At 59.8% G+C, this 13,194-nt stretch carries 8 protein-coding genes and 1 pseudogene; 4 read left to right on the top strand and 5 right to left on the bottom strand.

What is annotated here, in order from left to right:
* Nucleotides 1-5,343, top strand: a pseudogene (locus PMI37_RS19110) (Ig-like domain-containing protein); the annotation flags it as partial.
* 191 nt (nt 5,344-5,534) lie between these two features.
* Here PMI37_RS19110 and PMI37_RS19105 read toward each other — a convergent pair.
* The 5 genes from PMI37_RS19105 to PMI37_RS19085 form a co-directional block, all read right to left on the bottom strand.
* Nucleotides 5,535-5,894: a DUF6124 family protein gene (locus PMI37_RS19105; RefSeq protein WP_008083868.1), complete on the bottom strand. Its 360-nt coding sequence runs from the start codon at nt 5,892-5,894 to the stop codon at nt 5,535-5,537.
* A gap of 338 nt (nt 5,895-6,232) precedes the next feature.
* Entirely contained in the window at nt 6,233-6,880 is a 648-nt protein-coding gene (gene ptuB, locus PMI37_RS19100) for a retron Ec78 anti-phage system effector HNH endonuclease PtuB (protein WP_008083867.1), read from the bottom strand.
* A gap of 13 nt (nt 6,881-6,893) precedes the next feature.
* Nucleotides 6,894-8,297 (bottom strand): AAA family ATPase, encoded by a 1,404-nt coding sequence (locus PMI37_RS19095; protein ID WP_008083865.1) that lies wholly within the window; start codon nt 8,295-8,297, stop codon nt 6,894-6,896.
* A gap of 124 nt (nt 8,298-8,421) precedes the next feature.
* A complete protein-coding gene (locus PMI37_RS19090) occupies nt 8,422-8,817 on the bottom strand; it encodes a YbaN family protein (RefSeq protein WP_008083863.1) in 396 nt (131 codons plus the stop codon).
* A gap of 10 nt (nt 8,818-8,827) precedes the next feature.
* Entirely contained in the window at nt 8,828-9,415 is a 588-nt protein-coding gene (locus PMI37_RS19085) for a UPF0149 family protein (protein WP_008083862.1), read from the bottom strand.
* A gap of 390 nt (nt 9,416-9,805) precedes the next feature.
* Here PMI37_RS19085 and recQ point away from each other — a divergent pair, with 390 nt between their 5' ends.
* The 3 genes from recQ to PMI37_RS19065 all read left to right on the top strand — a co-directional run.
* Nucleotides 9,806-11,935 carry a DNA helicase RecQ gene (recQ, locus tag PMI37_RS19075; RefSeq protein ID WP_008083860.1) on the top strand — a complete coding sequence of 710 codons (2,130 nt, stop codon included), beginning with the start codon at nt 9,806-9,808 and terminating at the stop codon, nt 11,933-11,935.
* Nucleotides 11,936-12,068: 133 nt separating this feature from the next.
* Nucleotides 12,069-12,503, top strand: a complete 435-nt coding sequence (locus tag PMI37_RS19070) for a MarR family transcriptional regulator (protein ID WP_007962151.1) — start codon at nt 12,069-12,071, stop codon at nt 12,501-12,503.
* Nucleotides 12,504-12,630: 127 nt separating this feature from the next.
* Nucleotides 12,631-13,194, top strand: a 564-nt coding sequence (locus tag PMI37_RS19065; RefSeq protein ID WP_008083859.1) for a type IV pilus assembly protein FimV, incomplete at its 3' end; no start/stop codon positions are given.

Here is a 13,194-nt window from a genome sequence, read left to right as displayed (position 1 = left end):
GCTGACCAATGACGTGCAAGGCGCCGACCGTGTAGCCAGCGGCCCAGTGACGGCCGGCACATTCACCGGGACCTACGGCACCTTGGTGCTCAACGCCAACGGCACCTACACCTACACGTTGAATACCAATGACGCCGATTTCAAAAACCTGCACGGTGGTGGCAACGGCACGGAAACCTTCGCCTACACGATTACCGATTCCGACGGCGATACCAGCACCGCCAACCTGGGCAGATCCACAACAATGACGATCCGGTGATCATCAACGGCCTCGACGTCAATGGCGGCGAACTGACCGTCTATGAGAAAAACCTCACCGACGGCACCAGCCCTGACACCCCGGCGCTGACCCAGAGCGGCACGTTCACCGTCACGGCGCTCGATGGCTTGCAAACCCTGACCGTGGGTGGCATTAACGTGGTCACCGGTGGTGTGGCCGCAGGCTTCCCGCAATCAATCGTCACGCCGCTCGGCAGCACGTTGACCATCACCGGCTACAACCCCAATACCGGTGTGGTCAGTTACAGCTATACCCTGGTCGATAACGAAACCCATCCGAACGGTAACGGCGCCAACAGCATCACCGAGAATTTTAACGTGGTCGCCACCGACACCGATGGCAGCACCGCCAGCGGCCAGATCAACGTCAACATCGTCGATGACCTGCCGAGCGCACACCCTGATGCGGCGTCGGTGGCGGAGGGTGGCACCGTCAGCGGCAACGTGCTGGACAACGACATCGGCGGCGCGGATGGCCCGGCCGTCACCGGTGCAGTGGTTGGCGTGCGCGCAGGCGCCGACACCTCGACCTCGGCCATTGGCGGCCTCAACAGCAACATCAACGGCACTTACGGTTACCTGACGCTCGACGCCAACGGCAACGCCGTCTACCACAGCAATCCGAATACCGTGAATGGCCCGGGCGCAGTGGATGTGTTCACCTACACCGTGCGCGATTCCGATGGCGACGAAAGCACCACCACCATCACCATCGACGTCTCCAACAGCAAACTGTGTGCGACCAGCGACACTGACGTCACCGTTTACGAAAAAGCCCTCGACCTGACCAAGGATGGCGCCGACCTAGCGCCGGGTACGGTCATCGGCAGCGACCCGACCAGCACCGGCGAAACCGCGTCCGGCACGCTGGTCGGTTCGGTCACCGGTGCGGTCGGCGCGATCAGCTATGCGCTGGTCGGCAGTGCCACCGGCAATTACGGGCAGATCGTCCTCAACCCCAACGGCACTTACACCTACACCCTGACGTCGCCAGCGAGCACCACGCCGCATGCCGACGACGGTGCCAACACCCTGACTGAAACCTTCACTTATCAGGCCACCGATTCGCTGGGCAACATTGTCACCAGCAGCATCGTCGTCAGCATCGTCGATGACGTGCCCAAAGCCGTGAACGACAGCAACGCCAACAGCGCTTCGGAAACCCAGTTGACCCTGACCGGCAACGTGCTGACCAACGACGTGCAAGGCGCGGATGTGGTGGCGACCGGGCCGAATGCCGGGCCGATCACCGCCGGTACGTTCACCGGAACCTACGGCACGCTGGTGCTCAACGCCAACGGGACTTACACCTACACGCTGAACCCTAACGATGCCGATTTCAAAAATCTGCACGGCGGCGGTAACGGCACCGAGACGTTTACCTACACCCTGACCGATGCCGATGGCGATACCAGCACCGCCAACCTGGTGCTGAACATCCACAACAATGACGATCCGGTGGTGCTCAACGGCCTCGACGTCAACGGCGGTGAACTCACCGTCTACGAGAAAAACCTCAGCGACGGCACCAGCCCCGACACGCCGGCGCTGACCCAGAGCGGCACGTTCACCGTGACCGCGCTGGATGGCCTGCAAACCCTCACCGTCGGCGGTATCGCCGTGGTGACCGGCGGTGTGGCGGCAGGCTTCCCGCAGTCGATTGTTTCGCCCTTGGGCAGCACGTTCACCATCACCGGCTACAACGCGACGACCGGCGTGGTCAGTTACAGCTACACCTTGGTCGATAACGAAACTCACCCGAACGGCAACGGCGCCAACAGCCTCACCGAGAACTTCAACGTGGTGGCGACCGACACCGATGGCAGCACCGCCACGGGTCAGATCAACGTCAACATCATCGATGACCTGCCAACCGCCAAACCCGACACCGGTTCGGTGGCAGAGGGCGGGACGGTCAACATCAGCGTGCTCGGCAACGACATCAGCGGTGCCGATGTCGCGGCCACGGTGGTCGGCGTGCGCGCCGGCAGCAGCACCGGGACCTCTGCGGTGGGCGGCCTCAACAGCAACATCAACGGTAACTTCGGCTACCTGACCCTCGACGCCTTGGGCAACGCTGTCTACCACAGCAACCCGAACTCGGTGAGCCCTCCGGGCGCCACCGATACGTTCACCTACACCATCCGCGACAGTGACGGCGATGAAAGCACCACGACCATCACCATCAATGTCGCCGACAGCAAACTGGTGGCCTCGGTCGATCAGGACGTGACGGTGTATGAAAAAGCCCTCGACCTGACCAAGGACGGCGCCGATCTGGCGCCCGGTACGGTCACCGGCAGCGACCCGACCAGCACTGGCGAAACCGCAACGGGCACACTGGTTGGCGCGGTCACCGGCGGCAGTGGCGCGATCACCTACACCCTGGTCGGCAGCGCCACCGGCACCTATGGGCAGATCCAGCTCAACGCCGACGGCACCTACACCTACACGCTGACCTCGGCGCCGAAAACCACGCCGAACGCCAACGACGGAGCGAACACCCTGAGCGAAAGCTTTACCTACAAAGCCACCGATGCACTGGGCAACAGCACCACCAGCACCCTCGTGGTCAATATCGTCGACGACGTGCCGAAAGCCGTGGCTTCGGACCGTTCAGTGGCAGCGGTGGAGATCGATTCCAACCTGCTCATCGTCCTCGACATCTCCGGCAGTATGGCCGACGCCTCCGGCGTGCCGGGCCTGTCGCGGCTGGCGCTGGCCAAGCAGGCGATCAGCGCCTTGCTCGACAAGTACGACGACCTCGGCGATGTGAAAGTGCAACTGGTCACCTTCAGCAGCAACGCCACTGACCGAACCACGGTGTGGGTCGATGTGGCGACAGCGAAGACGATTCTCGCCGGTTTGACGGCGGGTGGCGGCACCAACTACGACGCCGCCGTGGCGGTGATGCAAACCGCGTTCAACACCTCGGGCAAACTCACCGGGGCGCAGAACGTCGGTTACTTCTTCTCCGACGGCAAACCCAACGAGGGCGACATCAATGCCGCCGACGAAGCCGCGCTGAAAAACTTCCTCGATGCCAACAACATCAAGAACTACGCGATCGGCCTCGGCAGTGGCGTGAGCAACGCCAACCTCGACCCGCTGGCCTATGACGGCATCAGCCACACCAACACCAACGCGGTGGTGGTCACCGACCTCAACCAGCTCAACTCGGTGCTCTCGGGCACCGTGGTCGGCGCACCGGTCACCGGTTCGTTATTGGGCGAGGGCGGGACGTTCGGCGCCGACGGCGGCTTCATCAAATCCATCGTGATCGACGGCACTACCTACACCTACGATCCAAAAGCCCTCGGCGGCCAAGGCTCGCTGACGCCGAGCGGCAGTACCAATCACGGTACGTTCAACACCGTGAACAACACGCTGAGCATCGCCACCAACAATGGCGGCACACTGCTGATCAATCTCGACAGCGGCGATTACACCTACACCTCGCAGAAAACCACCGCCGTGGTCATCACCGAGAACATCGGTTTCACCGTCAGCGACAATGACGGCGACCTCGCCAGCTCGACGCTGACCGTAAAAGTGATTCCCAATGCGCCACCAGTGGCCGTGGACGACCACGTCATCACCAACGTGCTGTCGGGCAACATCGTCGTGCCGGGCGAGCTGCTGCTGGCCAACGACACCGATCCCAATGGCGACACGCTCAATGCCACTCCGACCAGTTTCAACACTGGCTGGATCTCGAAAGCGGCGGACTTCACCGGCACCGGCGCGATCAACTTCACCGGCACTAACGTCAATACCGCCGCCAACCAGAACCTCGCCAACGTGCGCAACTCGTTCAGTGCCAACGCCGCGACGATGACCGCCGTACTGGTGGTCAGCGGTTACCTCGGCGCTGTGACCAACAGCAACGCCAACGATGAAGACCGCATCACCGTGAACCTGCGCCAGGGCGAAACTCTCAACCTTGACCACAACCTGGCGGCCGGTCACGTCACCATGGAGTACTCGATCAACGGCGGCGCCTACACAACCCTGGCGGACGGGCAAACCCTTACCGCATCGGCCGATGGCGTCTATCAGATCCACATCACCAACATCACCAACACCTCGGGCGGCAATGCCAACGCGGCGGAAAACTACCAGCTGACCATGACCCTCAACTACGCCGGGGCGCACGACATCACCCCGGATTACCACGGCACCTATACCGCCAACGACAACCATGGCGGCAGCGACACGGCCAACGTCAGCATCAGCTACCAGGACGGGCACACCCTCACTGGCACGTCAGGTGACGATGTGTTGGTGGCCGGCACCGGCGACAACATCCTCAACGCTGGCGACGGCAATGATGTGTTGACCGCAGGCTCAGGCAACAACGAGCTGCACGGCGGTGCCGGCAATGACTTGCTCTACAGCGGCCCGGGCAATGACCTGCTCGACGGCGGCAGCGGTATCGACACGGCCAGCTACGCCCACGCCACCGCCGGTGTGACGGTAAACCTCGGCCTGCTCGGTGCGCAAAACACCCTTGGCGCTGGCACGGATACCCTGACCGGCATCGAAAACCTCGTCGGCTCGAACTTCAACGACACCCTGACCGGCGACAACAATAACAACGTGATCAACGGCGGGCTGGGCAACGACATCCTCAACGGTGGCGGCGGTGACGACCTGTTGATCGGCGGCATGGGCAACAACACCATGACCGGTGGGCCTGGCGCTGACACCTTCCAGTGGCTCAAGGGCAACAGTGGCCATGACTTGATCACCGACTTCACCCCCGGCACCGACAAGCTCGATCTGTCGCAACTGCTGCAAGGCGAAAACGGCACCACGGCGTCGCTGGATGACTACCTGCACTTCACCGTCACCGGCACCGGCGCCTCGGTCCTCACCAGCATCGACGTCAGCGCCATGGCCGGCGCCACGCCGAACCAGACGATCGACCTGGCCGGCGTCAACCTCGCCAGCCACTACGGCGTAACGCCGGGAGCGGGCGGGGTGATTGCTGGCGGGCACGACACGGCGACGATCATCAGCGGCATGCTGAATGATCATTCGTTGAAGGTGGATACGGTGTAAGCGCCGTCTGAAACGAAAAAACCCGCCGTCCCGTACAACCGGGACGGCGGGTTTCTTCTGCCTCACGTGATCGTTCCCACGCTCTGCGTGGGAATGCAGCCCGGGACGCTCCGCGTCCCTTCCAAAGCCGAACGCGGAGCGTCCGTTGAGGCATTCCCACGCAGGAGCGTGGGAACGATCATCGCGTGTCGCTACTGCGGCAACTCCAGATTATCCATCACCCGATTCACCGCCAGTTCCCCGAGCATGATCAGTTGCGCAATCCCCAACAGCGTCCTGCGCTGCGACGCGGGTATGAGGTGGGCGAAGTCATGAGCGATAGTTCTGGCTGAGGCGAGTGTTTCGCTGGCATCGGCCAGCAGTTCTTCGTTTTTGAAGTCTGCGGTCACGGCGTACATCCGGCGGGTTTTTCGCGGCGGTGGGGTTGAGCCGGGTGGGCAGAGATAGTGGTCGAGGGCGCGCTCGGCGGCGTCGTTGAGCTTTTTTGAATCGAGGGATTCGTAGGGTGAGGCGAGATCGGTTTCGGGCGGGTTGGGTGTTGGTTTGATCATGGTGAAGCTCCTATAAGAGTGGAGCCGCCCAGAACTGTCGCTAAACAGGAAGGTGGCGGCTGTACGCAGGTTAGCGAACCGGTTATAGGCACCCGGCAGACCCGAGGGTCTCCCGCATACAGCCACCATAGCGAAGTTGCAGACATTGAATCTGCCACAAAGCATGAAGCGCTGATGCACCTATTACAGATTTGGGTCGCTAAACCCGATCGCTGACTCTTCAGCGACCGCACCACAATAGAACCCGACCCCAAGGCGCACAAGCCGGCGGATTCTGGCGTAGCTGTAGGCAAAGGCGCAAGGATGTGTAGCCTGTAAGGCGTGTCTGGAGGTGTCTCTTAAACAGCCCGAGATTTCGACAGGGTGTGTCGTATGGCTGTAGAGAATGGCAAATGGGCGATGCTCTGAATCTCGTCTTGCAGAAACTCCTGAAGATCGTCTGACGACAGTTCTTCGGCTATCGCCATCAGATCCTCAACCGTTTTCTGGTGAGGGCGGATTGCCTCTCGTCTCATGGCACGCAAGGCCCCGTTTTGCGCGTCCAGATTGAATATGCGCAGCGTCTCGACGGCGCGCGTCCGCGCCCGGTCATCCAGATTAATGAGTGGGCTGATTGTGCCGTCACTGATAAAAAGCAAAAAACCGTCTGGATCATCCACGTCAGGTTTAAGCAGGTTTTTGTGATCGTAGGGTGGGCAATTGTCTTTGAATTTTCCGCAGGCCTCTTCCCGACAACATGAATTGAAGAGATTGGTCCATTCGAATGTACCTTGGGTATATCCGTGCCTTTGTCGAAAGTGCTCGATATGCGAATGTCCTATCGTGCTGATATCCGCTTCACAGTAGGCGCAACGAGTATCTTGCATAGCGTGAAGGCACTGGCGGATCTGCTCTTTGTCTGCATGTGTCACATCAGCCCATTTATTTATTCCATGCCTATAACGAGCAAGACAGTTTGGAGTGGTACCTCGAATCAGTTTTCGCATCCGCCCGACTTCCTTATTTTTTTTGTGTCAGTTGTTTGCGTTTGAATGTTTCGAGGCGAATCAACCGATCACAGTCAAGCATGTCCGGATGCTGAGTACCAAAATGCAAGTTCAGGTATTCGCGTAGCACCAAACCTTGTTGTGATTTATGCAGTTCTTGCTGAATCAGCGCCATGTACTCGCTTAATTTGCGAGAAGGCTCATTGTCAGGTGTGGGATCAATGCCCATCACGTATGCCAGGACTTGTGAACTGGCGACCCCTTGAGTCTGTTGATCGACATTGCTGATTTTTACTTGCAGCAATTTGTCTTCAGTTACGGTGTGCAGGACACGGATACACTTTGCCTGAACCGAGGTAATAACTTGCGGACTATGTGTCGTGACAATGAACTGAATATTTGGAAAAGCACCGAGCAGATCAGGTATGACCGTTTGTTGCCACGCAGGATGAAGGTGCATGTCGACCTCATCGATCAATACCACACCCGTGCATTGGTGAGGTGCGGTAATGCCCAAGTGGGGGTTTAGCTTTATGCAGCGATAGGCAATATCTGCCGCCAAAGCGACGATGTTACGGATACCGTCGCTGAGTTGGCTGACTTTCAGCATCCCATGAATTGGATGCTCAAGTACAAGATCGGAAAACTCACTGCTATAAGCCAGATTTCTCCAGCCAGTTTGAGTCGCGAGGACAGCATTTACTGCATTCTGGACAGCCAGTACCGGATGCGCGAACTCATCCTTGACATCAATACTTAGATGTCCGCGTTCAATGTTGCGAATTTGCTCATCGCGGTAACTGCGGAAAATTCGCGTGTACCACTTAGCGAAGTGCTTATAGCTGGATGCCGGATCCAGACAATCGCGGTAGGCGTACGTCCTGGAAAATTCGGCGTTTTCCGCCTTCTCGAATGCAGCGGTCAGCTTTTTCTGACTCCAGAGCCGACCAGTGCCGTAGTAGGCCAGAACGGGTAAGTCGAATGGAGGCTGGTCCGAAACTGCGCGGTTGAAAATCTGGACCTCTAGGGCTTCGGCTGCTGCCTCAAGCTTGTTGGCCGCGTCATCACCGCGGGTCTGTGTGCCTTTACGAATGCTTTCACGGCGCCGAGTCCACTCCCAGTTTTGTCCATGCAGAGTTGCTTGAGCAGACAGTCGAGCAGGAAGAGATGGTTCCATTTGATGCGCTTTTAGGGGGCGCAAAAAAACGTCTTCCGGATGAATTCCGGTGATGTCATTGGTAGTGCTGCCGAGGTCAAATCCGCGAACGTAAGGCCACAACGCCACCTTGATAGCATCCAACAGACTTGTCTTGCCTTGACCGTTGCGCGCGACCAACAAAGTCAGCTGAGTATCGAGTTCAAGTGTCAGCGATGGGAAACAACGGTAGTTTTCCAGCTCCAGCCTGATCAGTTTCACAGACTTTCCTCCATGTAGACCGATGCCAGGCTGCGGCAGTGGTGGTGTTGCCAAGGATCAGATTTGGCGCAAATTCTACTGTGATTGGAAACAGGTGCATACCTGTCCTCTATCCAGTAGTGCATCAAGGTTTGCGCAAGGTCTTCTGCCGCAAAATATAAACCGTCACCAACACCGCACTCGTCAACATAAACCCCCGCGCCCACGGCAGTGGCACCAGATAGCACGAGAACAGAATGCTCGCCCACATCAGGCCGATCGCATAGACCTTGCCCTTGAGCGGAATGCCGTTGCCATTGAGGTAGTCACGAATCCATGGCCCCAGCCTTGGATGCTCGACCAGCCATTGATAGAAACGCGGGGAGCTGCGCGCGAAGCAGGCCGCTGCGAGCAGGAGGAATGGGGTGGTGGGCAGGACGGGCAGGAAGATGCCGATCACCCCCAATGCCACGCTGAGCCAGCCGATGGCCAGCAGGATGTAGCGCAACATCAGGGAGCGGTTGCCTATGGGATTGTCCATAGGCCGGACCTTAGTGGTGACGTGGCTTGAGGATCGCCGGTTTTTCGTCGGGCGCCTGGCACAGCAGGTACAGGGCGGTCAGGGCTTCCGGGATCTGCACGATCATGTCGTCCATCAGGTTGGCGTCCTTGGCGATGTCTTCGAATTCTGGCTGTTCGTCGAACAGGCCCGAACCGACCATGATCGGCAGGAGCATTTCGCTGACTTCATCTTCAGCTGTTTCGAACCAGGCTTCTTCGCGCAGGAACACGCCTTCCATGAAACCGATGCACCAGCCGCGCAGTTCGGAATCATCCGGCTCTTCACCCAGATCCAGATCGCATGGCAGCTCGAACTCTTCATCGGAGGCCAGTTGACGGGCGATGTGCGCCTTGAGGCCGATCAGCGTGGCTTCGATTTCTGCGCGCTGGGCGTCATCGGCGTAATGCGGCTCTTCGGCGAACAGGGCGTCGATCCACTCACGCTCCGGTACGTCTTCGGCACAGATCGACAGCGCGGTCAGGTAACCGTGCGCGGCCACGTAATCCAGCGCCTCGTCATGCAGCTCGTCGGCATCGAGGAAAACTTGCAGGCGGGTCAGTTGCTCAGCGAAGGACATTACGGGGCTACCTTGGGGGAATAAACAATGCGGGAATTCTAGGCCTTCTTGCGCTCTCAAGCCAGCCGCACGGCAGATTTGCCCGGCTGCGCCCTGCATATCCCCTGTAGGAGCTGCCGAAGGCTGCGATCTTTTGATTTTATTTTTTTAAAGATCAGCATCAAGATCCAGATCAGAAGATCGCAGCCTGCGGCAGCTCCTACCGGGCATGACTGGATTCGAAGGTATAAGCGGCGCCCTGTGCAGGGGAGGGCTCGGGTATACTGCCGCGTTTTGCGCTCCCTGCCCGCATTGCGGCCGTCATGCAATGCGTTCTTACGATTCTGCGGTGCAGCCTTGGCCGTCATGAACCAGCCTTGCAGGGATGTTTTTGTGATTTTTGGAGTTTTTATGCTCGAACAGGCTCAACGCGTCCTCAAGGACATCTTCGGCTACGACAGTTTCCGTGGCCGTCAGGGTGCAATCATTGAGCGCGTGGCCAGTGGCGGGGATGCGCTGGTATTGATGCCTACCGGTGGCGGCAAGTCGCTGTGCTTCCAGGTGCCGGCGCTGCTGCGCGAAGGCCTGGCGGTGGTAGTGTCGCCGCTGATCGCGTTAATGGACGACCAGGTCGCCACCCTTGAAGAGCTGGGCGTGGCCGCCGCTGCGCTGAACTCGACATTGAGCGCCGAGCAGCAGCGCGACCTCGCCGCGCGGATCAAACGCGGCGAAGTGAAGATGTTGTATCTGGCGCCCGAGCGCCTGGTTCAACCGCGCATGCTGTCGTTCCTGCAAGGCTTGAACATCGCGTTGTTCGCCATCGACGAAGCGCACTGTGTATCGCAGTGGGGCCACGACTTCCGTCCGGAATACCTGCAACTGGGCCAGTTGGCGGAGCTGTTCCCGGACGTGCCGCGTATCGCCCTGACCGCCACCGCCGACAAGCGTACCCGCGAAGAAATCGTCACGCGCCTGCATCTGCAGAACGCCGAGCGCTTCCTGTCGAGCTTCGACCGCCCGAATATTTTTTACCGCATCGTGCCCAAGGAACAGCCGCGCAAGCAGTTGCTGGCGTTCCTCGCCGAGCGGCGCAGCGACGCGGGCATCGTTTATTGCCTGTCGCGCAAGAAAGTCGAAGAAGTCGCAACGTTTTTGAGCGAGCAGGGCTTCCCGGCGCTGCCGTATCATGCCGGTCTGCCGAACGATCTGCGCGCCTTCAACCAAAAGCGCTTCCTCAATGAGGAGGGCCTGATCATGGTTGCCACCGTGGCGTTCGGCATGGGCATCGACAAGCCCAACGTACGCTTTGTCGCGCACCTCGATCTGCCGAAATCCCTGGAAGCGTATTACCAGGAAACCGGTCGCGGCGGCCGTGACGGTCTGCCCGCGGATGCGTGGATGGCCTACGGTCTGCAAGACGTGGTGATGCTCAAGCAGATGCTGCAAAACTCCGAAGGCGACGAACGGCACAAGCGTCTGGAGCAGCACAAGCTCGACGCCATGCTCTCGCTCTGCGAAGAGACTCGCTGCCGTCGGCAGACCCTGCTGGCGTACTTCGACGAAGACATGCCCGAGCCATGCGGCCATTGCGACAACTGCGTCGATGGCGTGCAGACCTGGGACGCCACCGAGCCTGCACGTCAGGCGTTGTCGGCGATTTTCCGTACCGGCCAGCGCTATGGCGTCGGCCATCTGGTCGACGTGCTGCTGGGCAAGGACAACGAAAAAATCCGCAGTTTCGGCCATCAGCACCTGTCGGTGTGGGGCGTCGGCAAGGCGTTGAGCGAGAGCGAATGGCGCTCGTTGTTCCGCCAGTTGGTGGCGCGCGGGCTGGCCGATGTCGATCACGAGGGCTACGGCGGTCTGCGCCTGAACGACAGTTGCCGGCCGTTGCTCAAGGGCGAAGTGAGCCTGGAGCTGCGCCGCGATCTCAAGCCGCAAGCCGCCGCCAAGACCAACAGCAAAAGCCCCGCCAGCCAGCTGGTGCGCGGCGAAGAGCGCGAACAGTGGGAAGCGTTGCGTGCGCTGCGGCGCAAACTCGCCGAAGAACACGGTGTGCCGCCGTACGTCATCTTCCCCGACTCGACGCTGCTGGAAATGCTCCGCAGCCAGCCGACCTCGCTGGCGGAAATGGCCACGGTCAGCGGCGTCGGTGCACGCAAGCTGGAGCGCTACGGCGAGGCCTTCCTCGAAGTGCTTGGCGGCACAGTCGAGGCGCCGAAAGCGGTCGCCGATGTGCGCCACGAGCTGATCACTCTGGCCCGTGCCGGCATGACGCCGTTACAGATCGCCGGTCAGTTGCAGTGCTCGGAAAAGAACGTCTACACGATGCTCGCCGAGGCGATTGGCAAGCAACAGTTGTCGCTGGAACAGGCGCTGGACTTGCCTGAAGAACTGATGGGCGAAGTGCAGGACGCGTTCCTCGATGGCGAAGGCGAGTTGCCGTCGGTCGCCGAAATCGCCGAGCTGTTCGCCGGTCGTGTGCCGGAAGGCGTGCTGTATTGCGTGCGGGCTGCGCTGCAATCGGAATTCGAAATGTGAGGTGGCGTTTGCGCCAAGCCCTGTACAGTTGTAACGATTCAGTACAGGGCGACTCTTGCCTATAACTGCAGCTCATGCTTAGCTGGCTAATAATTAGAAATTCTTTATTTTTCAGTCTAACCGTGAGTGTTTTATGCCGTTAACCGATCAACACCGCTTTGGCATGCAACTGGCCCAGATGTCCCGTGGCTGGCGCGCCGAACTGGACCGCCGGCTCGCCGGCCTCGGCCTGTCTCAGGCGCGCTGGCTGGTGCTGCTGCATCTGGCACGTTTCGAAGACGCACCGACCCAGCGTGAGCTGGCGCAAAGCGTCGGTGTCGAAGGCCCGACCCTCGCACGTTTGCTCGACAGCCTGGAAAGCCAGGGCCTGGTGCAACGCCAGTCCGTAATGGAAGACCGCCGGGCGAAAAAAATCGTCCTCTGCGCCCCGGCTCTGCCGCTGATCGAACAAATCGAAACCATCGCCACGCAACTGCGTCACGAATTGTTCGAGGGCGTCGACGAGGCGGATTTGAAGGTGTGCATGCGTGTGCACGGGCACATCCTGGCCAACCTGGAAAAATCTTGAGGCACAAGCCTGTGCCGTTTTTTTGAGAGATCGCGCTGAGCCGACTATAAGAACTACTGGGCAATATCGTGTTCGTACCGGATGTGCGAACGCATAGAAGTCGGTTTTGCTTATTTAAGGGATGCTCATGCTCGCAAGTTGGCAGGTGGTACTGCGCGGTGGCGCCAAAGGGCTGCTGGTCGCTGGCATATTCAGCTTTTCGACCGCGTCGATGGCACTGGGGCTGGGTGACATTACTGTTCACTCAGCCCTCAATCAGCCGCTCAAGGCCGACATCGCATTGGTCGATGTCGGCGCGCTGACGCAAAATGATCTTTCGGTGAGCCTGGCCACGGCCGATGAGTTCGGCCAGGCTGGGGTCGAACGGGTGTTCTTCCTCAACGACCTGAAGTTCGTGCCGATCCTGCATGGCAATCGCCAGATGATCCGCGTGACCTCCAGCAAACCGGTCAATGAACCCTTTCTGAATTTCCTCGTACAGCTCAGTCAGCCCAACGGCCGCTTGCTGCGCGAGTACACCGTGTTGATCGACCCGCCGGGTTCGCCGGGTATCGTGCCGGCCACCGACGAGCCGGACCCACGACCACAGTCTTCCGGTTTCCCTACTGAAGAACCCGCTACCGCGCCGCCTCAGGCGGCGCAGGGCAAGCGCGAAGCCACACCGGCGCCACCACCGCCGGCGGCGGCGGCC

This window comes from Pseudomonas sp. GM80 (assembly GCF_000282515.1).
Taxonomy (GTDB): Bacteria; Pseudomonadota; Gammaproteobacteria; order Pseudomonadales; family Pseudomonadaceae; genus Aquipseudomonas.
Note: the sequence above shows the minus strand (reverse complement) of the source record. Positions and strands in the feature narration are given on the sequence as shown.